General features: G+C 69.2%; 31 protein-coding genes and 1 tRNA gene. 1 reads left to right on the forward strand and 31 read right to left on the reverse strand.

The window, feature by feature from the left end:
• Positions 1-186 precede the first annotated feature (186 nt).
• The 7 genes from ACIREO_RS23360 to ACIREO_RS23390 all read right to left on the reverse strand — a co-directional run bounded on the left by ACIREO_RS23360 (position 187) and on the right by ACIREO_RS23390 (position 3,968).
• A complete protein-coding gene (locus ACIREO_RS23360) occupies positions 187-411 on the reverse strand; it encodes a hypothetical protein (protein WP_404113368.1) in 225 nt (74 codons plus the stop codon).
• Positions 398-1,054: a DUF6283 family protein gene (locus tag ACIREO_RS23365; RefSeq protein ID WP_404113370.1), complete on the reverse strand. Its 657-nt coding sequence runs from the start codon at positions 1,052-1,054 to the stop codon at positions 398-400. The genes ACIREO_RS23360 and ACIREO_RS23365 overlap by 14 nt, the downstream gene beginning before the upstream one ends.
• A 57-nt stretch (positions 1,055-1,111) precedes the next feature.
• Positions 1,112-2,407 carry an ATP/GTP-binding protein gene (locus ACIREO_RS23370; protein WP_404113371.1) on the reverse strand — a complete coding sequence of 432 codons (1,296 nt, stop codon included), beginning with the start codon at positions 2,405-2,407 and terminating at the stop codon, positions 1,112-1,114.
• A gap of 89 nt (positions 2,408-2,496) precedes the next feature.
• On the reverse strand, positions 2,497-2,922 hold the full coding sequence (locus ACIREO_RS23375; protein WP_404113373.1) for a hypothetical protein: 426 nt from the start codon (positions 2,920-2,922) through the stop codon (positions 2,497-2,499).
• 207 nt (positions 2,923-3,129) lie between these two features.
• Positions 3,130-3,315 carry a hypothetical protein gene (locus ACIREO_RS23380; RefSeq protein WP_404113375.1) on the reverse strand — a complete coding sequence of 62 codons (186 nt, stop codon included), beginning with the start codon at positions 3,313-3,315 and terminating at the stop codon, positions 3,130-3,132.
• A 222-nt stretch (positions 3,316-3,537) separates the two neighbouring features.
• Positions 3,538-3,819 (reverse strand): hypothetical protein, encoded by a 282-nt coding sequence (locus tag ACIREO_RS23385; protein ID WP_404113377.1) that lies wholly within the window; start codon positions 3,817-3,819, stop codon positions 3,538-3,540.
• 75 nt (positions 3,820-3,894) lie between these two features.
• Positions 3,895-3,968 (reverse strand) — tRNA-Ile (locus ACIREO_RS23390).
• 486 nt (positions 3,969-4,454) lie between these two features.
• Between ACIREO_RS23390 and ACIREO_RS23395 the strand changes: the two genes are divergently transcribed.
• The gene (locus ACIREO_RS23395) at positions 4,455-5,024 is read left to right on the forward strand and encodes a peptide deformylase (RefSeq protein ID WP_404113378.1); all 570 of its coding nucleotides are present in this window, start codon (positions 4,455-4,457) and stop codon (positions 5,022-5,024) included.
• Positions 5,025-5,239: 215 nt separating this feature from the next.
• Here ACIREO_RS23395 and ACIREO_RS23400 read toward each other — a convergent pair whose 3' ends face one another.
• The 24 genes from ACIREO_RS23400 to ACIREO_RS23515 form a co-directional block, all read right to left on the reverse strand.
• Positions 5,240-5,908 carry a hypothetical protein gene (locus tag ACIREO_RS23400; RefSeq protein WP_404113380.1) on the reverse strand — a complete coding sequence of 223 codons (669 nt, stop codon included), beginning with the start codon at positions 5,906-5,908 and terminating at the stop codon, positions 5,240-5,242.
• A gap of 54 nt (positions 5,909-5,962) precedes the next feature.
• The gene (locus ACIREO_RS23405) at positions 5,963-6,865 is read right to left on the reverse strand and encodes a hypothetical protein (protein ID WP_404113381.1); all 903 of its coding nucleotides are present in this window, start codon (positions 6,863-6,865) and stop codon (positions 5,963-5,965) included.
• Between the two features lie 11 nt (positions 6,866-6,876).
• Complete coding sequence (locus ACIREO_RS23410) at positions 6,877-7,662, reverse strand: hypothetical protein (protein WP_404113383.1); 786 nt, start codon at positions 7,660-7,662, stop codon at positions 6,877-6,879.
• Entirely contained in the window at positions 7,659-8,027 is a 369-nt protein-coding gene (locus ACIREO_RS23415; protein WP_404113385.1) for a hypothetical protein, read from the reverse strand. Before ACIREO_RS23415 ends, ACIREO_RS23410 begins: the two co-directional genes overlap by 4 nt.
• Complete coding sequence (locus ACIREO_RS23420; RefSeq protein WP_404113387.1) at positions 8,024-8,515, reverse strand: hypothetical protein; 492 nt, start codon at positions 8,513-8,515, stop codon at positions 8,024-8,026. The genes ACIREO_RS23415 and ACIREO_RS23420 overlap by 4 nt, the downstream gene beginning before the upstream one ends.
• Positions 8,516-8,746: 231 nt before the next feature.
• Positions 8,747-9,199 (reverse strand): hypothetical protein, encoded by a 453-nt coding sequence (locus ACIREO_RS23425; protein ID WP_404113389.1) that lies wholly within the window; start codon positions 9,197-9,199, stop codon positions 8,747-8,749.
• 41 nt (positions 9,200-9,240) lie between these two features.
• Positions 9,241-9,636, reverse strand: a complete 396-nt coding sequence (locus ACIREO_RS23430) for a hypothetical protein (RefSeq protein ID WP_404113390.1) — start codon at positions 9,634-9,636, stop codon at positions 9,241-9,243.
• Positions 9,637-9,740: 104 nt separating this feature from the next.
• Complete coding sequence (locus tag ACIREO_RS23435) at positions 9,741-10,721, reverse strand: DUF4007 family protein (protein WP_404113392.1); 981 nt, start codon at positions 10,719-10,721, stop codon at positions 9,741-9,743.
• Complete coding sequence (locus ACIREO_RS23440) at positions 10,718-11,602, reverse strand: hypothetical protein (protein ID WP_404113394.1); 885 nt, start codon at positions 11,600-11,602, stop codon at positions 10,718-10,720. The genes ACIREO_RS23435 and ACIREO_RS23440 overlap by 4 nt, the downstream gene beginning before the upstream one ends.
• Positions 11,603-11,675: 73 nt before the next feature.
• Positions 11,676-12,389 (reverse strand): hypothetical protein, encoded by a 714-nt coding sequence (locus tag ACIREO_RS23445; RefSeq protein WP_404113395.1) that lies wholly within the window; start codon positions 12,387-12,389, stop codon positions 11,676-11,678.
• Between the two features lie 136 nt (positions 12,390-12,525).
• Positions 12,526-12,756 (reverse strand): hypothetical protein, encoded by a 231-nt coding sequence (locus ACIREO_RS23450; RefSeq protein ID WP_404113397.1) that lies wholly within the window; start codon positions 12,754-12,756, stop codon positions 12,526-12,528.
• Positions 12,757-12,860: 104 nt separating this feature from the next.
• Positions 12,861-13,289: a hypothetical protein gene (locus ACIREO_RS23455; protein WP_404113398.1), complete on the reverse strand. Its 429-nt coding sequence runs from the start codon at positions 13,287-13,289 to the stop codon at positions 12,861-12,863.
• A gap of 116 nt (positions 13,290-13,405) precedes the next feature.
• Complete coding sequence (locus ACIREO_RS23460) at positions 13,406-14,293, reverse strand: N-6 DNA methylase (RefSeq protein WP_404113400.1); 888 nt, start codon at positions 14,291-14,293, stop codon at positions 13,406-13,408.
• Positions 14,290-15,336, reverse strand: coding sequence for an N-6 DNA methylase (locus ACIREO_RS23465; protein ID WP_404113402.1), 1,047 nt, complete (start codon positions 15,334-15,336; stop codon positions 14,290-14,292). The genes ACIREO_RS23460 and ACIREO_RS23465 overlap by 4 nt, the downstream gene beginning before the upstream one ends.
• Before the next feature lie 68 nt (positions 15,337-15,404).
• Positions 15,405-16,073, reverse strand: a complete 669-nt coding sequence (locus ACIREO_RS23470; RefSeq protein ID WP_404113403.1) for a hypothetical protein — start codon at positions 16,071-16,073, stop codon at positions 15,405-15,407.
• A gap of 139 nt (positions 16,074-16,212) precedes the next feature.
• Positions 16,213-17,022: a YgjP-like metallopeptidase domain-containing protein gene (locus ACIREO_RS23475; protein WP_404113405.1), complete on the reverse strand. Its 810-nt coding sequence runs from the start codon at positions 17,020-17,022 to the stop codon at positions 16,213-16,215.
• Between the two features lie 286 nt (positions 17,023-17,308).
• Positions 17,309-17,677 (reverse strand): hypothetical protein, encoded by a 369-nt coding sequence (locus ACIREO_RS23480; protein ID WP_404113407.1) that lies wholly within the window; start codon positions 17,675-17,677, stop codon positions 17,309-17,311.
• Between the two features lie 81 nt (positions 17,678-17,758).
• Positions 17,759-18,979, reverse strand: coding sequence for a hypothetical protein (locus tag ACIREO_RS23485; RefSeq protein WP_404113409.1), 1,221 nt, complete (start codon positions 18,977-18,979; stop codon positions 17,759-17,761).
• Between the two features lie 79 nt (positions 18,980-19,058).
• On the reverse strand, positions 19,059-19,397 hold the full coding sequence (locus ACIREO_RS23490; protein ID WP_404113411.1) for a hypothetical protein: 339 nt from the start codon (positions 19,395-19,397) through the stop codon (positions 19,059-19,061).
• 1 nt (position 19,398) lies between these two features.
• Entirely contained in the window at positions 19,399-19,716 is a 318-nt protein-coding gene (locus ACIREO_RS23495; RefSeq protein WP_404113413.1) for a hypothetical protein, read from the reverse strand.
• Positions 19,713-20,291 carry a hypothetical protein gene (locus ACIREO_RS23500; RefSeq protein WP_404113415.1) on the reverse strand — a complete coding sequence of 193 codons (579 nt, stop codon included), beginning with the start codon at positions 20,289-20,291 and terminating at the stop codon, positions 19,713-19,715. Before ACIREO_RS23500 ends, ACIREO_RS23495 begins: the two co-directional genes overlap by 4 nt.
• 169 nt (positions 20,292-20,460) lie before the next feature.
• A complete protein-coding gene (locus tag ACIREO_RS23505) occupies positions 20,461-21,756 on the reverse strand; it encodes an Eco57I restriction-modification methylase domain-containing protein (RefSeq protein WP_404113416.1) in 1,296 nt (431 codons plus the stop codon).
• 37 nt (positions 21,757-21,793) lie between these two features.
• Complete coding sequence (locus ACIREO_RS23510; RefSeq protein ID WP_404113418.1) at positions 21,794-21,955, reverse strand: hypothetical protein; 162 nt, start codon at positions 21,953-21,955, stop codon at positions 21,794-21,796.
• Between the two features lie 71 nt (positions 21,956-22,026).
• Positions 22,027-22,794 (reverse strand): hypothetical protein, encoded by a 768-nt coding sequence (locus tag ACIREO_RS23515; RefSeq protein ID WP_404113420.1) that lies wholly within the window; start codon positions 22,792-22,794, stop codon positions 22,027-22,029.
• Positions 22,795-23,246 lie beyond the last annotated feature (452 nt).

Below are 23,246 nucleotides of genomic sequence, written 5' to 3' on the forward strand. Positions count from 1 at the left end.
GGTGGGCAGTTGGCGCGCAGAGAGCGACTGTCGCGCTCCGGCTCGGGACGGGCTGATAACATACAGCCTACAGAAGTAAATACAATTAAGCAATACACTGCGGGGTTCTGTTGCAGACCCCAGCCGCTCGCGGGGTTCGATCACCCTTGCCCCGACCAGTGTGAGAATCCAGCGGGCTGTTAAGTCCTAGCCTGGGGTCCGCCCGCTTGCTGCCGAGGGCGCTTGGTCGGCCGCTTCCCACCGCGGGGTGAGTCCAGCGACCTTCGCCCACCGGGTGACCTGCTCGTTGGTCACGAGGCAGGTGTTGAGCTCCCAGCTCCGGTGTCCCTGCGGCCGGATGTGGGTCAGGACTTCAGCCAGAGTCGCTTCGAGCTCCTTGATGCGGAGCTCTCCGGGCTCACTGGTTGTCATGGTGTGTACCTCCGGGAACAGATGAGCCGACCGCATTGAGGGCCGTCGGCATGGTGGTTGGGGATTCGCCGGCGCGCTCCTCGCAGGGCTCCGGCAGCTCCGGCAGGCCGAGTTGTTCGGCCCGGGCCGCCACGAGGGCGTCGAGGTCCGGATACAGCTCCGGCCAGCCGGCGGGCTGATGAACGGCTTGCGGTGGCAACGCCTGGAAGGCGAGCGCGAGACGGATACCGAGGTGCTCCTCGCCGTCCTCGGCGAGGAATCCGGCGCACCACCGCATGGCGTGCTCTGTGCCGGGCCGGTCGCGGTGGCAGGTGACGATGGGTGCGTCCACGGGCGCCTCGGCTCCGGGGCGCCCGTTGGCCGCCGGAGCACGTCCATGTCCTCGTCGCTGAATTCGGTCAGGCCGGTGCCGGTCAGCCAGGGGGCACGTCGTGCAGGGACGTTTCCGGTGCTCGCGCTCTACTCCGGACTCAAGGGGGAAGGCCCGAGCGCTCAGCTCGCACGGTGGCTCGCTCTTGACTGTCGCGGCAGGCAGGTGTCCCGCCCCGGTGTGCTCGCCGCGAGGGGAAGGGCGGTTCACGGTCTCTCCTTGATGGGGGTGCGTGGCGCACCGTCCGGCTGTCGAAAGTCTGCCACGGCGCACTCGCCGGCGCTCGAACTTTCAGCGGCCTGCGGCGTGGTGGGACCCGGCCGCAGCGTCTCAGCCCCGGGTGGCGGACCCGGCGGCGAGGAGTGCGCGCCCGACTCGGCCCTCGCTGATGCCGGGGACGCCGCCGAAGGCCCCGGCGAGGTAACTGTCGGCGAGGTCCTCGTTGCTGCCCGGCTTCGCGTCGGTGAGGGGGTAGACCTCGGTCGAGCCGTCCCGGCCCCGCTCGGCGAGCCACACCTGGTGGGGCTCCAGGCTCTGACCGTGCCGTGCACCGCCGAGAAGGGCGACCGCGTGGGATGTGCACAGCAGCTGCGCGTGCCGGAGGTTGGACCACGAGGCGACAAAGAGCGTAGTGATCTCGGCGGTGAGCAGGGGGTGGAGCGGGCTTCCGAGGCCGTCGATGAGGATGACGCTGCCGTGCTCCAGTGCCCACAGGACGCGTTCAAGGACGAGCACCAGGGCGCGGGTGCCGGAGGACTCCATCGCCCAGTCCAGCAGTACCGATCGGCCTCCGGCGGCGGTGTGGGCGAGCTTCATCTCGCCGTCGGCCGGGTCTATCTCCACGGCGTTGACGCCGAGGTCGGCAGCGGTGAGCAACGGGCCGATCCGGCCGCGCAGTTCGGCCGACTCCGCGAGCCGGGCCCGGGCCCGCCCCTGCTGCTGTGCATCGCGGGGGGCGATGAGCAGCAGCTCGGTGCGGAAGAAGTCATAGACCGTCCGGAAGGGGCCGACCTGGAGCAGCCCGCCCAGGGATAGAGTCAGGGTGCGGTCGCTGCCGAGGTGTTCCAGCCGCCCAGTGTCCGGCGTGAGGCCGTGCCACCGGTAGGCGCAGCCGCTGCGGTCGGTCCGCGCGGCATCCCGGTCGATCCAGGTCCGCAGTCCGTCGGCAGCTGTGACGCTGTGCAGCCACTCCCGCTCGACGCCCCGGGCGCTGACGGCGAAGCCGTACGTCCACTGTTCGCCGTCGCGGACGAGCTCGATCTCGTACGTGCTGGGCTCCGCGGCGTTGTCCGGACTCAGGGCGAAGGGCCGGTGAGCCGGTGAGACGGGGGCCGTCTGGCGGGTGTAGGAGGTCAGTACGGCCTCACGCATGTTCGCCAGCGCGCCGAGGACGGTCGAGGTCCCTGACGCGTTGGCCCCGAACAGTGCGGCGACAGCGGTGACGGCAAGCGGGCCGTGCGGGGCGTTCATGGGGAAGGTGCCCGTCTCTTCCGTCTTGCCGACGGTCAGGTCCAGCTCCTCGGTGTGCCGCGCCGAACCGACATTGGTGATCCGGAAGGCCACCAGGTGCGTCCCGGGGCGGGGGAGGTCGAAGTCCGTGGTGCTCGCTGGTGTGGAGACGGTCATCTGGGGGCCTTCCGGACGGGGGCGGGCTCGTACCCTGGGCGACACCCCAACCTTACGCAAATAAAGCCAATTACGCAATATCCATAGGGTCAAGTGCGCGGCAGCGGTGCAGGTTCTCCCGGGAGCGGGAAACGCATGCTCTCCACGTCGGCCACGGGCGGTTCGTCCTCCATGGGTTCGTGCTCCCAGTATTCGAAGGCGTACCGGGTCGGGGTGTCGTCGGCGTGGGCCGGCACCGGGATGATTACACCGTGGCACCGGACGAAGCGCCGCCCGTCCCGGTAGCCGAAGTGGCCCCGCTCACCGCCGCTGACAGTGAAGAGTCCCGGGTGGATCTTCCCGTTCCCCAGGACGAGCAGGCTCGTCGGCGGCAGGCGACGCCACCTGCTGTAGCTCGACTCGCGCGACCAGTGGTCGCAGAACCAGCGCAGATCACGGAGGGCAACGGCCTCCGCCGTCACGTGGAGAAACTCCACGCTCCCGTTCGTGCGCCGGTCGGCGCGGCTCATCGTCACGCCGCTCTCATCTCCTCGAATCGGCGGGTTTCACGCGGAGGCATCAGGCGGCCGGGCCTCGCCAGTCGGCTCGCATCTCGTCCCATACGTGCCCGAGCCCCCACAGCCGGGCCGGGTTCATTCGCCAGTACTTCACGGCCAGGAGCCGGTACCGCCCAGGGCGCAACCGCCCCATCCGTGCGGGGAGCGGCAGCGGAATGATCCTGCTCAGGGGCGCTCGGCGTACTCGCGCGACGCGTTCCGGGTGTCCAGGTACGCGTCGCCGGTGGCGAACTTCGGGAAGGGGGTGATTCCGCGCCGGGAGCAGAAGCTCCTCCAGGCGCCCATGTAGGCCTGCTCATAGTCGTCGAAGTCCTCACCATCGTGACGGGGTCGGAAGCGGAAGCGCAGCACGGCGTTCTCCAGAAGGTGATCATGAGGGGCGCGGGTGGGCCAAGCCTTCTTCGGCGCCGGGCCATGAGTGCCTGAACGGCTGGCCGCACCAGCAGATGTGATGGCTGCCGAGGGGACTCGTGCGAGTCTCGGGGGCGCGGTTGTCGGGGTGCCGGATCCGGCGGTACTTGGCGGCGCGCGACTGCTCGGTGGCGGAGGCCGCGCGGGCCTGCTTCGGGAGCACTATCCGAAGTGCTTCCGTACGGCGTCGGGGTGCTCGTGTTCGGCCAGCCAGGCGCGCGCGGCCTCGGGGTCCATGGCCTCGTATACGAGCTGTGCGGGCGTGCAGTTGTTGTGCGCCAGAAACCACCTCTGCTCCTGGGGGGCCCAGTAGAGGTACGGAGTCAGCTCCAGGCCGTCAGGGTCCTTCAGAACCCCTTCGAACTTAACCGCTTCACTGGACGAGAAGACGCCGTGCAGGAGACCGCCGGTGGCGGCATCCCGCACGACGTAGGGGATTTGCATGAGTGGTGCGCCTCCGGGGCGTGAACGGGCGGTCCGACGATTCACGGATCGCATGGGAGGTGGGTGGGTCGTACGTAGCGCTGGCGGGACTCGAACCCAGCGACCCAGGACTTATAAGATCCGCGCTCTACCAACTGAGCTACAGCGCTGTGTGGTTGGACGGGCCGTACCCGATGGGGGGGTACCGGGTACGGCCCGTGCGAACGGCCGCTTCTCGCCTGCCGTTGACACAACTCTACGACAAGAAAGCCAATTAAGCAATACTCGCCGGATGGGCCGGCCCCGTGGGGTTCTCCGCCACGGCGCGCGGAAGGCCGGACCGGGACGCTCAGCCCTCGGCGCGCAGCAAGGGGGAGCGTCCGGCGGATCTCGCGAAGCGCCTCCTCCGCTGACCCGGCGACGGGGAGAGCGCGGAGTCGTACCTGCGGTTCCCTGGCCCCGGTGGTGTGGGGCACCGAGCGGCACCGAGACCTCCAGGACCGCAGAGGGTCGCCCCTGCTGCGGAGTGCGGGGCGAGGCGGACGGAACGCGCCGCTTTCTCTGGTCGGCCTCCACCCCGACCCTGTACACCCGATATCGTCTCGAATGGCGCGTCCGAGCGCCCATGAACTGGGCAGCGACAACGGGGAGTTCGGGTGACTGAGGTGCAGCCAAGTGAGCGGATGCGGGACCTGGGGGTGGTCCAGTGCGGAGCCCCGATCCTCAATGAGCCGGCCTGTGCCTTCGAGCTGCCTGCCGAACGCGAGGCGTCCGAGGACGCCATCAACCGGCTCTTCGCCGCGATGGAGCAGATCTCCCAGGTTCATCCCTTTGCCAAGGGCATGGGCATCGCAGCCCCTCAAATCGGCATCGGCCGCGCCGCTGCCGTCGTCCAGCCACCCACCCCGGACGCCCCGGCCATCGTGCTGCTGAACCCCCGGATCATCGCCCGCGGACCGGAGTCGGACGAGCAGTACGAGGGCTGTCTGAGTTTCTTCGACGTGCGCGGCCTGGTGCCGCGCCCGCTGACCGTGACGGTGGAGGCCACGGTGCTGGACGGCAGCACCGTCACCGCCGTCTACGAACGGGGCCTCGCCCGGCTGATCCAGCACGAGATCGACCACCTTGAGGGACTCCTGTACACGAGCCGCATGCGCCCCGGTGTAGCGCCACTGCCTGTGGAGGAGTACCGCCAGACCGGACACGCGTGGGCCTACAAGCGCTAGCCCGGCGGGCGGCAGGCAGGAGCGGTCCGGACAGCCTGCACGCGTCCGCCGTACGACCACTGCGGCCACGGGTCGCTGGGAAGTGGGCCGGTCGAGCGTCCGGCTCGTAGAGAGAGCCCCATGGGGTTACTCCATTTCCTTCGGCGGGGGAGAGGTGTACGGATGTGCGTCCGGCCGGGCTGCCTGGTCCCTGCTCCGGCCTGCGGTGAAGGTCCTCACCGGCCCCACGGCCCCTCTGCCGAACTCCCTTGGGACTCGTCCGGGGCCAGGACCTGCGGGCGCGCCGTGTCGTCGGCGCTCACCCGGGGAAGGCATTCGTGCCGGTCGGCCATGCGGTCGAGGCGGTCCAGCGTCCACCCCTGCCCGTCGAACCCGGCCTGCGTCGTGATGCCGCCGCACCGCTTGCAGCGGAGCTCTTCGGCTACGACGGGAGGGGGGCCGCCGGGGGAGGAGATGACGGCCTCGAAGTTGTCACGAGGCAATGCGCGTGGGGAAGCGGCCGCGGCGGCCTCGGCGCCGCCGGTGAGGAACTCCATGATCTCCCACGGCAACGCGATGTCGTGTCCCCGCTGATGCACGCTGCGAACGGCGGCCCCCACCGCGTGGGTGGCGCCTCGGCGTAGCTCGCCGACCTCGGCGGTCAGACGCTCCACCTCGGCCTCCGCCTCCAGCAGCCGGCGCAGTACGGGCCCCATGCGCTCTCCGCAGAAGGAGCGAAGGTTCTGGCAGTACCAGTCCTCCGGCTGTGAGGCGTGATCGTGCTGAGCGCAGTCACGGACAGAAACGGCGAGTACTTCAACCAGCCTGTCCTGTGCGGGCTTCGCGGCGCCGATCAGGTCGGCGATCCGGCCACGCTGCTCGGCGTTCAGCGGACTGACGTTCATAAGGATGCTCCTGGGCTGGTCAGGATGACCATGTGCGAGGTGGCGGGTGCCCGGTCAGGCAGGGACGTTCTTGGGGTAAGGCTGCGGCTTGAGCCCGATGACGGTCCGCGTCCGTTCGGCCCGCGTGCGGCCCACCCGGAGGATGTAACGATGATTTCCGGGGTGTGGCAGACGCTCGGCACCGATCTGCGCGAGACTCTGGTCCAGCCACACGCCGAGCGGCTGACCGGCAGGCCGGGGCGGTGCGCCCAACCGTTCGAGACGGCGGGCGACACCGAGTGCCCCGGATTCCTGGCGCAGCAGCTTCGAGCGGGCGCGCGCTGTCAACGTGGTCCCGTCGGGCAGGACGGTGAGCGTGCGCGCGGTGCCTCTGCCCGTGTACACGGCGGACAACGACTGATACACGATGCCCAAATGGCCCCGTGTTTGGATGATTTTTCCGTTTTCGGTCAGGCGCCAGCGAGGAACCGGATCACTGAACATTACGGCGCCCTTCAGCCCGCCGGCGGCAACGCGACGCAACGCGGCGGCGGTGAAGAAGCTCTCCCCGTTGCTGGGGACGGCCTCCGTCAGGACCAGGCGCGCGATCTCGGCGCTCTCGCGCAGCGGCTCCAGGTGCGGGAGGGAGTTGGTGAGCACGCGCATGTTCATCGGGACGGCGAGCACCAGGACGCCGACCAGCGGTGAGCCGTCGACGGCGATGTCGTCGTCGTGGAGCTCGGCTTCCCGGTCCAGGAGGCCAAGACGGTGCAAAACGACAGGCCATCCGGACAGGTAGTGATGGCGTTGGACGAACGCCTTCGCGTCCGCCTCATCGATCTCGGTCACCTCATACCGCTCGGCACGGAACCCGCCCTCGGAGACATGTCGCCATGTGGGCGTGCCGTACCGCCAGCGTTGGGTGAAGCCGCGGGAGTCGCCCGTCTGCATGGCGCTCCGGTCGGCCGCGGTCGGCATGATGGGGCCCGTCATCGCTGCCGCCGCTGGTCGTCGGCGATGTGGTCGAGCAGGTCCCGCCGCCACCACAGTGCGTGCCGCATGCAGTTGTTCTCGTGCTGGTGGGTGTCGCTGCACCCCGGCTCGTGGCGGCCTCCGTAGGACCAGGCCAGGCTGTCGGCCGAGACCACGCTCTTGTGCGCGATTCTCAGGCCCGCCTTCTTGAAGCCGAAGGCGTGAATCCGGATGCCGGCCTGCGCGAGGTCCGCCAGCAGCATCGTCGGAAGGTGCAGGCTCGGACGCCGGCAGATACTGCCCACACCGACCAGCGGTTCTTGCGTGAGGTCCACGCCCGCCTTCTCGAACATGTCGATGCACTGGAAGTAGCTGGGATAGGTCCACCCCTGGATTACGGGGATGATCGGCAGGTCGGGGGCGATCGACCTCAGCTCGACGAAGTTCGCCACGGTCAGCGCGAGATGTTCCTTGAGTGTCTTGCCCGTCTTGCGGAGGACCTCCCATTCGCACATCCAGTCCTGCTGGGCTGCTGCGCGGAGTTGACCCACCTCGTCGTGGTACCGGCGCACCGCGGCGGCGTAGTCGCGGGCGGACTGGCGCCATCCGCCGTGGAGCGAAAGTTCGCTGAATCCGCCGCTGTCGAGGAACCAGCCGTGCCGGGCACGGGGCAGGGACCGTCGGCCCGAGAGACGGGCGTGGGAGACGCACAGCGGAACATCGGCGGTCTCCAGCCATCCCGGGTGGTGAGCGCCCAGGAAGAAATCGAAGGGCGGCGCGGTTTCTGGTGCGGTGGTGGTCACGTGCGGTCTTTCGGGAGGATCTGGTCGGTGGGGTCGTGGTCGGGCCACGGCGCGGGCAGCGTGGGATCGCCGTCGCGCTCGCGGGCCTGGTCCAGCGAGCCGGCGGCCCGCAGGCGGGGGACATGCGTCTCGGCGGCCTGGTGGCCGCTGGGCCTGCGGCACGGCCGGCCCGCGGGCTCGGCGCAGCTGGGGCATCTGAGGGACAGAGGGCAGGTGTAGCCGTCGACCAGGCCGTTGCAGCGGCACGGAGTTCCCAGTGGGGCCCCGGCCCGGTCCGTGAGGACGCCGCTTGCCAGGAGCGTGTGGAGTTCGGACATGAGCCTGGGGCGCGGCACGGGCTGGGTCCGCTCGGTCGTTGGATTCACCCAAGGGCTCCGGTGCCGTCGCGGAAGCCTGCGAGCTCGGGCCAGATGGTGGTGATGCGAAGGCGCTGCAGCAAAGGGCTGAGGTCGGAGTCGGGCGCACAGGGGAGAAGGAGGAATCTGTCGAACGTGTCGTTGAACAGGTCGCTGATGTCCAGGAGTTCACCGATGGCTTCCTGGACTGCCGGGCGGTGGGCGTTGCCGCGTCCGACGATGAGCCGACGGGCGGTCAGGTCGAGGAGGTCAACAGCGAGCGGACGCCGAGTGTGAGGCGTCACCACCTCCCAGCGGCCCACTTCGTGACCGAGTCCCACCAAGTGGTCGTAGAAGAGGCGCAACAGCCGCTCCGCCTCCGGATCGGACGGTGTGCTCATCGCTTCCGGGTGGGGGCGGTAGGGGCGGGTGAGCGGAACCGGCATGGCGTGGGCGCCGGGGGCGAGCGTCCCGAGCCGCGGGTCGAGGGTGGGTTCGGGAGACTGCGGGTCGAGCACGGTGAGCCAATCAATGTGGTTGTGCGCCGGGGGAGGCCAGCGGAGTAAGAGATCGTGCGGTGAGGGTCGGGCGCCGCCTGCACGACTCCGGCGGGCGGGTTCGAGACCTCGCGGCGAAGGCGGCTTGAGCCGGGGCCGCCCTACGCCTGTGTGAGGACTCCGCCGGGTTGGGCTCGTGCGTCCCAGCATCCCAGGGGCACTCGTCGTTGAGGCGGCTGAGGACAATAGCGATTAAGCAATTGCAGTCTCGGTGACATCCTTGCCGAGTTCGGTCCGGTACGGGAGTCCGTGGCCGGGGCATGGCTTGCCCCGTTCGTCGCGGAACTCGACGAGCAGCAGGCGGGCCAGCGCGTGGGCGGTGGGCCAGGGCACGGTCCGCGCCAGTCGGCCATCGGATTCAACTCCGCGGCTAAGGGCCGCGTTCTGACCCTCCGTGAGGGCGGCTCGCCGGCCTGCGAGGGTGATGATGCTCGGCTGGGACGGCGTCCCGGAGGCGGTCAGGTCCTTGAGGGCATCCTCGCCCTCGCGGACGAAGCCGTCGCCGTCGTCGCGGTACGCATACTTCTTCTCGAGAAACAGTCTCAGCAGCTTCCTGCTGACGTTCGTCGGCAGGTGACCGTCTGGGCGAGTGGATGCCTTGCGCAGATGGGCGATGGCGGTATTGGAGAGCGAAGGGGCTCGCATGGGGTGACTCCAACTGGGCTCTGTGGAACGGGGAAGGGCTGTCAGCGGATGGCGAGCCGCCGGACGTAGTATCGACCGACGCTGCCGTAGGGGATCTCCACACCGGCACGCTCTATCTGCCTCAGCAGCCCGTTGAGGGTCCGCTTCCGGGAGTCCGCATGCTCTCCGAGGTGCGGCCGGGTCACGCGCTTGGGCAGCCGGTCCAGTGGCCAGTCGAAGATCAGGCGAGAGGGATAGCGTGACTCGCCCCGTCGGTACGGGCCTTCCGCCGGGCGGCCGTTTGCGTCGAAGACTCCCCTCGTGTCGACGCGGAAGTACTTCGCGTCGGGGTACAGGCCTGCGAGGACGGCGCAGAACGCTTCGAGAGCGCCGTCAGCCTTCTCCGTCAGTACCTTTCGGGCGGCGTCCATCTCCGTGATGGCGTCGGCGGTTTCCATGGGGGCTCCGGGGGTTCGTGGTCCGGCGAACAGCGAGGGGCGGGCGGCGAGAAATCGGCCGCACCAGTAATCCTAACACTACATGTTTAATAGTAATTAAGCAATCACCGGTAGTGGGCGGTGAGGATGTCCGCAGCGAGTGCGCGCGGGTCCTCACCGAACGACAGCAGCGCCTGCCCGTCCGCGGACTCCATGATTGCCAGGCTGCTCCCGTGCTTGCTGACGGTCCGCTCGATGGCCCGGCGCAGCAGGGTCTCGCTGGCGAACAGGAGGCGCCCCGGGCCTCCGGGGTCCGAGGCGAGAGCTGCCAGGGACATGGCCCCGGGGCCCTGATGCCCTTGCGCCTGGGCGTAGTCGAGGCAGGCGTAGGCCACGATGGCCGCCGGTGCACCGTCGGGGCGGATGCGCTGCAGGTCGATCCGCCGGCCCCGCACTGCCGCCGCGCGGAATTCGGAGACGGCCGGGGTGTCGTCGAACGCGAGGATGTTCAGTTGCCGGAAGGGGCTGGCCAGGAGTTCCTCCACGCTCGCCCGCGACGCCGGCGCGGGTGGGCTGGGCGGGGCGTACATGGCAAGCAGTGCCGTCAGGTCGCGGTCCAGGGTGTTGTCGCTGGGAGCCTTCCAGCCGGTTTGCTGTGCCGCCCGCAGCACGGCGGACCGCAGCTCGGACCGGCTGAAGCGGCTCAGCCCCCAGTTCGCGAACAGGTGCCAGAACGTGGGGACATGACAGGGGCGCGCGCTCAGCAGCCACCAGTGCAGAAGCCAGAGCGTCCCCGGCTCTTCGAGCCAGGTGTCGGCGCCGTCGTCGTCGAGCAGCCACCGGCCGCGCTCGGTGGACACGTATCCGGCCCCACGGCCCTCGTCCTCGGGCTCTATGAGGCCGAACGCCAGCGCCCAGAACCGCATCGCGGGCACCATCGAGGACCCCACGGCCAGCAGCACCGTCGCGTCGGGACGCGAGAAGACCTGAGCTTCCTGCCGGACAGCGGCGTGGACCTTGGGCAGCCAACCCCATTTCGGCGGGTAGGAGCCGTGCCGGGCGAAGCGTGGCAGGCAGGTCTCCAGGGGACGCCTCTCGATCGTCATGCCGCCTCCTGCTCCGGGGCGGGCTCGGGGCCACAACCGGGGGCCCAGGAGAGGTGAACGACCGCCGGGCGCTCACCGGGTTCGTACACGAGGTGCCACTTCAGTCCACCTGCGTCCGTCATCCGCCGCCGTACCGCGGCGTGTGACGGGTGCGCGGGCTGTGCCTGCCGGCTTCGGGCGTACGCGGCCTCGATGACGCTCTGGCCCGTCGAGCGTGTGAACTCGATCCCGAGAACGTCCCGGGCGAAGCGGCGCAGCACCAGGTTGGTGAAGCGGACGGGCAGGTCTTCCTGCAGGGCGCGGACCCAGCCCTTTTCCCGGCTACGGCCGCGGTTCCGGCTCCGGCTGGGTACCGCGGCTCTTACCTGGGCGTATGTCCTCTCGCGGTGCGGGGTGCTGTAGCTGATGACGCAGGCGGCGTCGGCGGAGAGCAGAAGGACGTACGCCTCTGGGGCCAGCAGCCGCCAGGTGCCGTTCTCGAATCGCTGGTGCACGCCGGCGGTGATGAGGTTCTCCAGCAGTGCGCGGATGTCGGCCTCAGCTGTCGGGGCGTCACTTCCGTGCTTTGCGCGGTACTGCTCGATGGCAGAGCGGGTGATGTGCAGTTGCGGGTCGTGGGCTTCGTCCGAGGACAGCGGCAGCGGCTCGGTGAGGGGAACGATCGGCGTGAGCGGCCGCTGCGTGCGCGGTTCCTGCTGTCCAGCGGCCGGCTTCGCGGGGTGTGGGCGCTGGAATCCTGCGCACGTGCCGCACCAGCGGGCGTTTCGTTCGGTCGGGCGGAGGCACTGGCTGCCGTCGCGCTCGTAGCGCGTGCAGAGCCCGCCCCTGGGGGCGAGGGCGGCGAGAGCGGCCGGAGACGGAGGGGTCGGTCGGGCACGCATGGGTGGTCCTTGCGGGGCGTGGACGGTTCGGGATGAAGGCGGGCCCGCCCGGCACGGGCCGGGCGGGCGGTGTTCACCCGGCGAGCCGGACGTTGAGGCTGAACACCAGGTAGTCGGCGGGAAGCGTGTCGAGGTAGCCGTTTGCCAGGGCCAGGTAGCGTGCGCTGGCGCTCTCGGCGTCTTCGTCGGCGTCGGGGCGGATGAAGGCCGGATTGATGTGGAGGGCGCCGTCGTCCGTCAGCAGCAGATCCCCCGGGACGGCGCGCTGCCGGGCGCGTTCGACGAACGCGTCGTGGTCCAGCGTGACCAGAGCGGCCGCCATGCCGCGGCGGTCCTGCGCGGCGGGTACGCCGAGGTCGGAAAGGACCTGGAGCTGAGGTTGGGCGAGGAAGTTCTGCCGCGCCCGGTAGGAGTCCTGGGGATGGCGATGCCGGAAGGAGCTGAGGGGGTTGGCGGGGGGCATGGTGGCGGTGGCCGCCTCCCACGCGCTGTAGAGGCGGGAGGCCTGCCCGGCGCGCTCGGCGCGCATCGTGTCGAAGTCCAGGAGGTCCCTGCGGCTGCCGCTGCACCGGAGAGGTGAGAGCTGGTGTGCGCGGGGGCTCTGGACAAGGGGGCCGGGTACGGGCTGCGCATCCGGGCGGGTGACGAGGTGGGAGTCGTACCGCTCGAACGCGCTCCAGGTGTAGATGTCGTCGGGGTACGGCTGAACAGCGTCGTCGATCGCTTCCGCCCATTGCTGTGGGTCATCAAGGGGCGGAAGGCAGACGAGAGTGTGACGGGAACTCATGTGGTCCTACGTGGGTGCGGGTGACGGGCCTGGTCGGTGCTGCCGACGAGCCCGTTCGTGGGGGTGGACTGTGAGAGCCGGGGGAAGGCGGGGCGGCGGCGAGGCAGAGGCGGCAGCCGTCCGGGGTTTGCCGAAGTCAGTGCGGATGGCCTTCTGTTTCCGTCCCGGCCTGGCTGTGCTGTCGGGCCAGTTGCTGCTTGAGCTCGTAGATTTCCGCGTTCTGCTTCTCGAACTCCGCTGCCAGCCGGTTGCGGCTGTCCTGGGCGCGCTTCCAGGCGCGGAAGACCATGTCGTACTTGGCTCTGCTGACCATCGCGGGCCGAGGCGTCGCCTCGTCGGCAGGGTCGCGGTTCGTGCAGTCCTGCATGAGGGCTCTGCTTTCGGCTGGTTCGCATGCGTGTGCCGCTGCGTCTGGGCGTCTGGGCGTCTGGGTGGACTGGCCGGGGTGGGCTCTGGGCGGGGGATACAGACTCAGGGGAGCTGGAGATAGAGCTCCTCGCCGGGCAGGAGGCCGCCGAGGGCGCTGTTGGTGAGGAGCTGGAGGATGCCGTCCGCCTGCTGCGTGAGGGGCGTGGGCACCGTGAGCTTTTCCTGCCACTCCCGGCCGCCCCGGGTCGCGATGGGCAGATACAGCGAGTCGACGCTGTATCGGACGGGGCGCGGTTGGGGGCGGGTCGGCGTGAACGTGGCTGCTCGGATGACGAGTTGCCTGGCGTGTGCGTCTTCCCTCTTCAGGACCTCGTCGATGACGGGTGCAAGCAGACGGGCGAGCCGTGTGAGGTGCCGCCGGGTGAGCCGCTCGTGGGCGGCGTCGAGGATCGCGTAGAGGGCGCTGTCGTCCCCGAGGTTTTTGATCCGGTCGATGATGGAGCGGGCTTCGGCGTGGGGCTGGGCGGTCATCGGAGTGCCTTCCTGGGCTCACGAACGTGCTCGGCAGTGCATGGTCGGGTGACGGGTGGGGGCGACAACCCCGAACGCATACCTAATACTACGCGAATAAAATCAATTAAGCAATTCTAGTCAGGTGGGGTGTTCCGGACCGCGTCGCGGCGGGCCATCGCGCTGTCGCGCTCGCGCTGTGCCTGCGCCAGCCCGCTGTCGCCGGCCAGCGCATCCGCACAGGCGATCAGCACATCCGGCCCCAGCCTGAACAACAGACTGTTCGCACCCAGAACGGCCGCCGCGAGCGGGTCGACCTCCGCGGCGATCCACCGGTACACGGCGGGATCCCGGCTCGTAACGTGCAGCAGGCGGGCCTGCGCCCGCCAGATGGCGCCCGAACCGGCAGCTGGTTCACCGATCACCGTTCCCGGCTCAAGATCGCCGGCGAGGTACTCGACCATATGATCCGTGACGACGTCGGGCGTGTGGAAGGCGCCGCGGCGGCTCTTTTCCCCGCGGCTGTTCAGCTGCTGCATCAGCCGGCCCAGCAGGTCGGTCGACAGGTAGCGCCCGGGGTCGGTTCCGAACTCGAGGATGCCGCCCCGGAACAGGTGATGTGTCAGCTCGGTCACGGCTTCCGCGGTCTGCGGCGGCGGATCGGCGAGCCACCGCCACAGCAGCTGTGCCCGTTCGACCAGATACGGCTGGCTCAGCCACAGATGCGCCCATGTGTGCCGGAGCACAACCATCAGGTCGGATGGTTCCAGGGCGGCAACGTCATGCGCGAGCTCGGGGCTCGCGGGGTCGGCGAGCGGGAGCAGCGCGAGCGTCGCCGTGGTTCCCAGAGGAACCTCCAGCGACGAGCCGGACGGCCACAGCGCCGTGACGGAACTGATCAGACGCTGTGCCTGATCCTGCGGGTCGGGCAGAAACGCCCTTCGGGCTCGCGCCGAGGGAAGCCAGGTCGGATCCTTCGGACGCGTTCGCTCGGAGGAGCGGGTGTCCTTCGCGTCGCTGTTCATGCTGCGAGGTCCGAAGTCAAGGCATTGAGCATCCGGGAGGCGCGCCGCGTGGCCAGGGCGAAGGCGGCGGCGTTCCGGATCGTGTCGCGGTGGGCGAACAGCTCGCGCTGGTGAGCGTAGGCCTCCCGGCTCAGATCGCCCTCGGCCAGTGTGTCGCCGACGACCACGACCGCTTTCGGTCCCAGGTCCCAGACGACCGTGTTGACGGCTGCGCCTGCGGCTGCGATCGGGTTGAGCTCCTGCATGACCCACTTGTGCTCGTGCGGGTTGAGTCCGCGATCGCGCATGTCTTGCGCCATGGAGCGGAACATGCCGCCGGTCCCGGCTGTCGGCTCGTTGAACGAGTGCCCGCCGTTCTTGGCGACGTGCGGGTTGTCCGTGGCGCCCCAGAGCATCCTGGCCATCAGATCGGTGATCTCCGGAGGTGTGTGGTACTCGCCCAGGCCCTTACGGGAACTGTGGTGGCGCACATTGGTGATGGTCCACGACATGAGGTCGATGTCGGTGCGGAAGCGCGGGTCCCTGTCGCCGGTGTAGTGCAGTACGCCCGCCCGCAGTGCTGCACGGGTGACAGCGGCGACGCCGCGTAGTTCCTGCGGGTCGAGGTCTTCCTCCGTCCAGCGGAAGATCGGCGCGGCAACGTCCATGAGATCGGGCCTCAGCATCCAGGTCGCGGCGTACACGTCGGCGTATCCCTTGACCAGGACGCGCGGGGGCTGGGCGGCGATGTAGCTGGAGAGGGAACGCGCGTGGACCGCGCCCTCGGTCTTGGCGGGCCACAGGGCGAGGGCCGCAACGATGCCCACCGGGATGTCGATGCGGCTGCTGCCGCAGCTGCTGTACCAGGCGTTGGCGACCGATTCCCCCAGGTCGGCACCGCTGCGCCGTGCGATGGGGAAGTGCGGAAAGTCGCTGACCCCGGCGTGCCGGGCGCATCCAAGATCGCCGCAGTCGGCGCTGTCGGTGTCCGAGGGGGCGGGAGCAGTTTGGCGGACGGGGTTGAGAACGGCCGTGAGGCGGGCGGCCAGGTCGGACTGTGCCATGGGTGAGCTGTCTTTCGTGCGGTTCGGGTTTCAAGCGGGTGGCGGCCCGGGCGGAGGGCACCGCAGTGTCAGCGAGGGCCTGCGGGGATCCGCGTGGCGGGGGCGACTGTCGGCCAGACGACGGTGCCCGGCGCGACGTGCGCGCGCTCGCCGTGGAAGTGCCGTCGTGCGGCGATCTCGGCGTCGTCGGCGCGTGCGGCCGTGGTCTCGTAGGAGGACAGGCCGCTGGCGTAGAGGGCGTTGTAGAGCGCGTCGTAGGCGGCGGCGTTCTCGTGCGGAGTGCGGAAGACGGCGAGAAGGGTCATGCGGTGGCCGTGGTCGGCGAAGGCGACCGTCCATGTGTCGAGGGCTTCGGGTGGGTACCCGCCGGCCTGTGCCTCGTCGAGGGCGCGGGTGAAGCCTGCGGGGTCCGTGGTGGTGTGCTCGCACCAGGGCAAGGAGGCGTGGCCGAAGGCGTACCGGCCGGCCGGGTCGGGGGCGCAGCGTTCGAGGACCGTCTGCGGGAGGCCGCGGCTGAGAACTTCGACGGTTCCGTCGGTGACCCGGATCCTGGGCGCGTCCGGCGCGGCGGCCTGGGCGTCGTCGACGATCCGGAGGGCTGTGTCTGCGGTGAAGCGGGGAAGGATCATTCCGTCGTGCCGGTAGCCGAGGACGTCAGCCGGGTACGGACCGAGGTCCTCAAGGGTGACCGACGAAGGGAACCACTCGTCCCGGCGGCCGGAGGGCTGGGGATGCATGTTGTGTCTCAATGTTGAGGGCGCGCGAGTTGAGGCGCGGTGGTGTGCAGTCTTCGGTCGAGGGCGGGGGTTGTGCGGATGTCGAGCACGGCCCTGAACCTCGCTTCACGACTCTACATTCTGTTATCCAATTAAGCAATTACCTTGTGTCGCCGATCCACAGGACCCGGAATGCCGCCTTGAACTGGCGGTGGCGAGTCGGAGCGTCAGGCAGTGCGCGCAGCAGACGGGCCCGGAAGCCCGGGCCGTGGGAGCGGCCCCCTGGACGCGTTGCGTGTACCAGCTCGTGCACCAGGGTGTACTCCAAAAGGGCGGGGGGAAGCTGGAAGACCGCCCAGTGCAGGGTCAGTTGATGGGCGTGCTCCTCGTAGCCGCCCCCGTAGCGGCTGCCGACGTCACGCACGGCGAGCGCCGGCAGCTGGCGACGGGTGCGAAGGCGGGACCAGCGCGCCGGCGCCGTGGCCTGCAGCCAGGCGAGGCCGGCCCGGCAGTACCAGTCGATGACCGGCTGCGCGCCGAGGCGTGCGACGTCGCCGCGATAGGCGACGAGCAGACCGGTCCCGTCGGCCCGCAGCCGCAGATGAACCTGCACGGGAGTGTCGACCAGGTGCAGTCGCACGGCGCTGCCCAGCCAGGTCAGCTTGCAGCCGTCGGCCAGGTGCTTGGCGGGATGCCGTGGCGCTCGCTCGGCCAGCCGCCGGGCGTTGCTCTCCAGGAGGGATGAGTTCTGCCGGACGAACCGGACGATCTCGACGGCGGTCGACGTCGGCAGGATGCGGACAATGTGCCGGCCGTCCAGCCGCGTCGTCAAGGCGTGCCGGGTTCGGCGGTGCGACACGACGACGTCGAAGCTGCCGGGGGTGAGGATGCCGTCGGCCTCCAGGGCGACGGCGATCTCACAGATGAGGGCAGCGGTCTCGGCGCCGTTCGCGGAGGTGGTCGGTGTCATGGAAGGGGGCTCCTGTTGGGGATGATGGCGGGCGCCGGTGCTGGCCGGCACGTCCTGCGCTGTCCGGCCGGCGGATGACGGGCCGGGCAACGCGCACGGCCCCGGCGGGAGCAGTTCGTCCGCCAGGACCATGCAGGTAGAGGGGCGGGCCGGCCGGAGACCGGGAGCTGGGGACATGCGCCCGCCGGGGACGAAGTCCTCCGTGGGCGTGCCCTGGGGCGGTTGCCCCGTAATGAGGTGCCCGGCGCGGGCGTGGTCAATGGTAAAGCTACGCGCGTAGGGCCAATTAAGCAATATCCTCGTGCTGGGGTGGGCCTTCCGCGATCATGGCGAGCACGTATCCGTGCGCCGCCTTGGTGTCCTGCCGGTTGCCCAGAGCGGTCGCCAGCGCCGTCACCATGCCGCGAAGTTGAAGGCCAAGGCTGTCACGGGTGATCCAGTCCCTGGCCGCCTCCTGCCGTTTACGCAGTGCGGCGATCTGCTGGGCCAGGTCCTGGGTGATGCACTTCCGGGCGGCTTCGCAGAGTGCGTCCACTTCCGCGGCGGCCTGCGCTTCCGGCAGGCCCGCGTCGGTGAGTTTGTCGATCACGTCGCGGCGACGTGTCGCCAGATCGGGGGTGGGTCGGCGTTCGGAGCCCCGGGTGAAAGCGGTCATTGGGTCTGGAGCCTTCTCAGCGGGCGGCGGAGTCCGTCCAGGTCTCCGCCGCCGGGGGTGCGGTGATTCGGTGGCGGAGGGTCAGAGGACCGGGATGATCACTCCTTGCGCGTCCTCACCGAAGGCCGCCGCGTTGACCAGCGTGGGGGCAACCCATCGGACCTTCCGCCATGCCTTGCGCGGCCCGTGAAGGAAGGTGTGCAGATGGGCGCGACGGATGTGGGGCACCACGGAGCCGCCGAGCGCGACCGCGTGCTCTCGCAGTCGCTGGACCTTCCGGTTGAACGCCGAGATGGCGGGTCCCATTCTCCAGCCCACCTGGTAGACCGTCGTGCGACGGCTGCTCGCGCGGCGTCCGGAATTCGGTGCCGCAGCGGACGTCGTCGGCATCACATCGGGCCGGTCGCTGCACAGGTAGAGCATGTGTGAGATGGCAAGCACCGCCAGGCGCCGCACGTAGTCGAGTGTGGCCACGGCTGCGGAGCGGGGACCGCCTTCGGCCAGTTCGGTCATGCTCACGCTGTCGTCGACCATCTTGCGGGCCGTGGTCGTCCCGGCGGCCGCGCTGGCGAACAGCAGTACCGAACCGAGTTGGCCATGCGCGGGGCGCACCAGGGCGCTCACCAGGTAGAGGGGGTTGTCGTCCGTGATCTCGGTCGTGCTGCACACGCCGCGCACGGCCGGGCGGCCGACCACGATGAACCCCAGAACCTCCGAGGGGGCGCCGGAGCCGTCGACGATCACGGCTGGTTTCCTCAGCATGAACAGCGGGTCGGGATGCGGGAGTTGCCTGAGCACCTCGCCGGGGAACTCCGTGTCGATCTCCATGTCGACCAGGCTCTCCGAGAGGTCGGGATCGATGTCGTAGGCGACCTTGAGATTGCGCCACTGCCGGACAGCGGCGACCATCTCGGCGCGCCCGATCATCATCTCGTCCCTGAGGCCGCCGCGCGGGCGCGGCAAGCGCGAGGTGTCGATGTCCTCGCCGAGCACCATGGGCACCAGGCCCATCAGTCCGGCATTGCGCAGCGCGTCAGCGTGGGAAGACTCGATTTCTGTGGTGATCCGGTCCGCCAGCGAGGACGCGGAGCGGAGGTCGGCCCGTGTGTAGCGGTGATGCTCGGTCTCAGGCCCGCCGCTGCTGTGGGTGCCGGTCAGGAGCGGGATCAGTTCGGCCGACGAACGCTCATCTGTTGGAGCGAGGAACCGCGAAGAGACGGTGGGGAGCGCGAAGGCCGCGGAAGGAGCCGGCGTGGCGCGCGAGAACGCACCTCGGCCGTGGGCGGCAACTGGGGGAATCACAGGGGAACCTCGTCATGCTGGAGCGTGAAGGGCCGCTGGGACAGCCAGCGACCCTTCAAGGCTACGACAATAATTCCAATTAAGCAATCTCCTTACGGGGTTGTGGCGCCGCACCGGCGGGAAGGATGCTGCTCTTGAAGTCGAGGCATGCCGGCGTCTCGCTGCGGAGGTCGGGACCGCCGTTGCGGCGGCCCTTGCCGGCCAGCAGGCCGCATTTCATGTGCCTCGACTGGTCGGCGAGCACCTTGAGCTGGAGGTGAACGCAGCTCCCGCAGCGCTTCCCGGCCGCGAGCGGGCGCCGGGTCGCCGGGTGGACGCCGGCGTCCAGGGCCTTGCGTATGGATCCGCGGCCTGCCCATCCGGCGCCTGCCTCCGAGGGCTTCGACGGTGCGTCCGGGGTGGTGGGTACGTCGGTCATTTCACTTCCTGGCTGCTGTTGCTGCTGTGCGGAGTCGGGCGCGCCCGACTCCGGCTTTCTCCGCGGCCGCGACGGTGAAGAACGATGCGGTGGCGAGGACCGCGATGCTGTATGCCGAATAGGTCGTCATACGGGCCATGGAGTCGATCGCGAAGGCGATGGCGGGCCCCTGCGGCCCGGCTATGCCGATCGCCGCCTGAGCGGTCATCCCGAGGCCGGCGGAGGCCGCTGCCGCCACGGCGAGTCCCGGGACGGGGTGTCGGAGTGGTGGGGTACGGCGCGCCCCGCCGCAGGCGGAGTGGTTCTCGGTGATAGTCACAGGAGTCCGAGGGTGGGGTAAAGGGTGACCGTGAAGAGGTCGACGATGCCGTCGGGCCACCTCTCCTCACGATGCGCCTCGTCGAGGCGGACGGTCATCTTGTAGCGGAAGGACATCGCGGGGAGCGGATCGGGATTGAGGACCGTCCCGTGCCAGTTCTGGAGGTAGTCGACCACCCGGTCACCAGCCTGAATCTGCTCGATCAGCGCGAAGTGAAGGCTGCTCTGCGCTTGGGAGTAAGGGGCCAGGCGCTCGCGCATCGAGCGGTACTGATTGATCTCTGCTTCGGAGGCTTCGCCGTGCAGCACGAGGAATTCGAGTTGGCCAAATTCGTTGACCTGCTGCCGGTAGACGGGGAAGGCCGCCGTCTGACCCTCGCGGGCCAGGAGATCGAGGGGCATGTCCCAGATCGGGCAGGGATCCGGGGCTTGTTCGGCGGCGGTGAGTATCGCGACCCGGACGGTGTCGACCTGGTAGACGCGGCGCACCACGCCCCGCCGACCTTCGAGGTCCTGCACCGTGCGGTCCAGCCAGTCGGACTCGGTGAGCGGGACGGGAACGGAGTTGTCGATCACGAGCTACTCCTTGGGAGAGGGAACGGGCGTCAGGGCCGCCACCAGAAGCGAGTCTGTGGCCGTGGAACAGGGCTCCGTTCGGCTTCGGCCGGTACCTGACTGAGGGGGACGGGAGCCGCGGGCTGCCGGCGGCGGCGACTTCCATTGAAGGTTACGCGACACAATCCAATTAAGCAATACCTGTCATGGATGAGAGGGCGTCCTTCAGCCGGTCCTCGGCGAGCCGGCTGCGTACCGCCTCGGCGATGGCGGTCCATACCTTCCCCCGGGCCGGGTCTTCTGGGATGGACGGCTCACCATTCACTCCCCGGACGGTGATCACCGTGTCGCCCTGCGGCGGGCGTACGCGATGTACCAAAATTACGGTCGGGGTTCCGTGGCCTGGGATGTATGCACCGGACGTATCGATCACCCATCGCATATCGAACTCGGGCAGGAACTGTTCGATGAACTTGCGGCCGAACTCCCTCTTCATGAAGGAGTTGGAGGTCAGTTGAGCCACGTGGCCACCGGGAGTCGCCAGGGAGAACATGAGCTCGCAGAACGGTAGGGCCAACGGAAACTTGCCTGCTGCCACGCGCGGGTAGGCCTTGCGGATCAGGTCACGCTGCTGGGCATCGGCCACCGTGATGTAGGGCGGGTTGCTGACGACCGCGTGGTAGCGGCCTCGCCCGAGCAGCGGCTCGTTACGGTCCAGCAGTGAGTTCGCGCAGGCCACCTGAGCAGTCCAGGTACGCGGCAACTGGTCGACGCGGACGTGAAGAATCGAGGCGCTGGTGGCCAGCAGCCGGTATCGGGCGAGCAGCGCGGCGTACGGGTCCAAGTCAGCTCCGGTGACGGTCTGCAGAGCGCGCTCGATCGATGCCTCTCTGCTGAGGAAGGGCCCGGATGTGCGGCCGCGGCGGCGATAGACCCGCGCGTCGTGGAAGGCCTGGAGAAGGATGTGGCCGGTGCCGCAGGCCGGGTCGATCATGCGGACTTCCTGTGGTCCGACCTCGTCGGTCGCCGGCTCCAGCGAGAGTTCCAGGAGCAGCTCGGCAATCCACGGTGGCGTCTGGCACAAGGCCCGTGACTTGCGTGCGTCGGCCGACAGCGCCTGGTAGGCGTCCCCGAGCCGGTAGCCGTCGACGCGGTGCGGCCCGTCATCCAGGAGGTTTCCGGTGCCCCAGAAGCCGTGGAGGGCCGCCCAGGAATCCGCAGGGAGAGGTGCCGTCCACAACGGCACGGCCCGCGGGTCGAGGAAGCCGGCCAGGCTGGGATGGGCGGACGCCAGCTCCGTGAGCACGCGGCGCACGGAGTCGGGTGAATTCGGGGGTTCGGGTACGGAGACCAGGCGGTGTCGGACGCAGTGGTGGGCCACGGCGGCCGCGTGGGCCCACGAGACCGCTGCTGGGACGCCGACGCTGTCGGCCAGCCGCTGGATGAGGCGTTCGTGGGCGCGGGCGGAAGGGAAGGGCGTGGTCATGAAGGTGTGCGGTCCAAGGTGAGGCGGGAAGGGGAGGTCAGAGAAGGTCGTCGAGGATGAACTTGCCCAGCCACACCACGAACAGGACCGTCAGGCCCAGCACGAGTGCAAGCTCGTCGGCGCCGGTGAGGATCCAGGTGGTGACGGCGGCGGCCGTGCCCAGGGCGAGGCCCAGGAGGAAGCGCTGTGCAGAAGACATGGGGTGCTCCGTGAGGTGGTGATACGAGTGAGGAGGGCGGGGCCGGTCGGCCCCGGGAGGACGGCTCCGGCTCAACGTGAGACGAGAAGGGCTCTGTCGTTCTGTGAGATCGCTCGGCCGTCACCGCGAAGGAGTGTGGCGCACAGGGAACGCACCCCGCCCGCGACCCAGGGGTCGGGAAGGTCGAGGCCGCCTTCTGCTGTCATGTCCGGTGACCACCATGCGACTTCAACTGCATCACGCCGCGCTTCGACCAGGACCCCGCTTCCCTCGAACGTTTGCCGGTTGGCAAGGCGGACGTGCGGAGCCAGTACAGCCAGCACCTCTCGACCGAGTGCCTCGGCGCTCTCGGCGTCCTTGCGGGAGGGCCGGGATCTGGCGGGTCCCACGGCGTTGAGCGGGCGGAAGACGCTGGGATCGTTGGCGCGGTCGACGATCACGACAGTGCGCCCGGGGCCTGCCAGACTCCTGTCGCGGCCGACGGCAACGCAGAGCTGGCGAAGGTCCCGTCCCTGAACGGTGCGGCCGGTGCTGTAGGCGGATGGGGTCCCCGGGTCTGCCGCGTAGTGGTCGGCCTGTGCCAGGGTCATTGCATGGGCTACGTCCCGTATGCGCTGAGCGATTTCTTCGGCCCCCAGGTCGTGGCCGTCGCCGTAGCGCCGCAGTGCGGCGACAGCTCGGGCTGCGGAGGGCGTGTCGGGTTCCTCCGGGGGCGGTGAACTGGCCCTGATGAGCCAGTCGATGACCTGGCCCGTGTACGGCGCGAGGAACGGGGCGCCTTCGAGGAGCTTCAGGAACTCCAGCGCCTCGGTTTCGGGCAGGCGGGATTCCGTCTGCATCGCGGATCTCCTCGGTGATGGCCTAGCGCCCTGACAGGTTCCGGAGCCCGATACTCCGGCTCCGGAACCTGTCGGTCGGTGCGACTTCGGCGATGTCCATGGCGGTGGGTGCGAGGCACTCCACCAGAACACCAAAGCTACATGCGTGAAGACAATTAAGCAATACGTTGCGGTTGGATTCCCCCGGGATCTGGCTGGACAACACGGATGAACCCAAGTGTTCAGTACGTCCCTTGGTGCCGCACCGAACGCTTCGAGGCATGGCGCGTTGGGCAGGGCGCCGCGGGACCCGCGGTCCGGCGCTCCCAGGAGGAAAGCCGATGAGCAGCGTCCGTCAGCAATTCACCCTGCGGAGACGGACATGGGCCCTGGGCTGTGACACGTCAGCGGGGGTGACGATTTCGAGTACCTCACTCCAGCCCTGGCCGTCCACCGGACCCAAGATTTCCGCA

This window comes from Streptomyces sp. NPDC102441 (assembly GCF_044765585.1).
GTDB lineage: Bacteria > Actinomycetota > Actinomycetes > Streptomycetales > Streptomycetaceae > Streptomyces.

What these genes read in the sequence shown, in the direction of transcription:
- ACIREO_RS23440 (WP_404113394.1), bottom strand. Translation starts at nt 11,602, where the DNA reads ATGCGTGCCCGACCGACCCCTCCGTCTCCGGCCGCTCTCGCCGCCCTC.
- ACIREO_RS23405 (WP_404113381.1), bottom strand. Translation starts at nt 6,865, where the DNA reads ATGCCGACCGCGGCCGACCGGAGCGCCATGCAGACGGGCGACTCCCGC.
- ACIREO_RS23400 (WP_404113380.1), bottom strand. Translation starts at nt 5,908, where the DNA reads ATGAACGTCAGTCCGCTGAACGCCGAGCAGCGTGGCCGGATCGCCGAC.
- ACIREO_RS23515 (WP_404113420.1), bottom strand. Translation starts at nt 22,794, where the DNA reads ATGCAGACGGAATCCCGCCTGCCCGAAACCGAGGCGCTGGAGTTCCTG.
- ACIREO_RS23465 (WP_404113402.1), bottom strand. Translation starts at nt 15,336, where the DNA reads ATGGCACAGTCCGACCTGGCCGCCCGCCTCACGGCCGTTCTCAACCCC.
- ACIREO_RS23480 (WP_404113407.1), bottom strand. Translation starts at nt 17,677, where the DNA reads ATGACCGCTTTCACCCGGGGCTCCGAACGCCGACCCACCCCCGATCTG.
- ACIREO_RS23360 (WP_404113368.1), bottom strand. Translation starts at nt 411, where the DNA reads ATGACAACCAGTGAGCCCGGAGAGCTCCGCATCAAGGAGCTCGAAGCG.
- ACIREO_RS23475 (WP_404113405.1), bottom strand. Translation starts at nt 17,022, where the DNA reads ATGACACCGACCACCTCCGCGAACGGCGCCGAGACCGCTGCCCTCATC.
- ACIREO_RS23455 (WP_404113398.1), bottom strand. Translation starts at nt 13,289, where the DNA reads ATGACCGCCCAGCCCCACGCCGAAGCCCGCTCCATCATCGACCGGATC.
- ACIREO_RS23445 (WP_404113395.1), bottom strand. Translation starts at nt 12,389, where the DNA reads ATGAGTTCCCGTCACACTCTCGTCTGCCTTCCGCCCCTTGATGACCCA.
- ACIREO_RS23460 (WP_404113400.1), bottom strand. Translation starts at nt 14,293, where the DNA reads ATGAACAGCGACGCGAAGGACACCCGCTCCTCCGAGCGAACGCGTCCG.
- ACIREO_RS23505 (WP_404113416.1), bottom strand. Translation starts at nt 21,756, where the DNA reads ATGACCACGCCCTTCCCTTCCGCCCGCGCCCACGAACGCCTCATCCAG.
- ACIREO_RS23435 (WP_404113392.1), bottom strand. Translation starts at nt 10,721, where the DNA reads ATGACGATCGAGAGGCGTCCCCTGGAGACCTGCCTGCCACGCTTCGCC.
- ACIREO_RS23490 (WP_404113411.1), bottom strand. Translation starts at nt 19,397, where the DNA reads ATGACCGACGTACCCACCACCCCGGACGCACCGTCGAAGCCCTCGGAG.
- ACIREO_RS23470 (WP_404113403.1), bottom strand. Translation starts at nt 16,073, where the DNA reads ATGCATCCCCAGCCCTCCGGCCGCCGGGACGAGTGGTTCCCTTCGTCG.
- ACIREO_RS23425 (WP_404113389.1), bottom strand. Translation starts at nt 9,199, where the DNA reads ATGCGAGCCCCTTCGCTCTCCAATACCGCCATCGCCCATCTGCGCAAG.
- ACIREO_RS23430 (WP_404113390.1), bottom strand. Translation starts at nt 9,636, where the DNA reads ATGGAAACCGCCGACGCCATCACGGAGATGGACGCCGCCCGAAAGGTA.
- ACIREO_RS23450 (WP_404113397.1), bottom strand. Translation starts at nt 12,756, where the DNA reads ATGCAGGACTGCACGAACCGCGACCCTGCCGACGAGGCGACGCCTCGG.
- ACIREO_RS23370 (WP_404113371.1), bottom strand. Translation starts at nt 2,407, where the DNA reads ATGACCGTCTCCACACCAGCGAGCACCACGGACTTCGACCTCCCCCGC.
- ACIREO_RS23385 (WP_404113377.1), bottom strand. Translation starts at nt 3,819, where the DNA reads ATGCAAATCCCCTACGTCGTGCGGGATGCCGCCACCGGCGGTCTCCTG.
- ACIREO_RS23510 (WP_404113418.1), bottom strand. Translation starts at nt 21,955, where the DNA reads ATGTCTTCTGCACAGCGCTTCCTCCTGGGCCTCGCCCTGGGCACGGCC.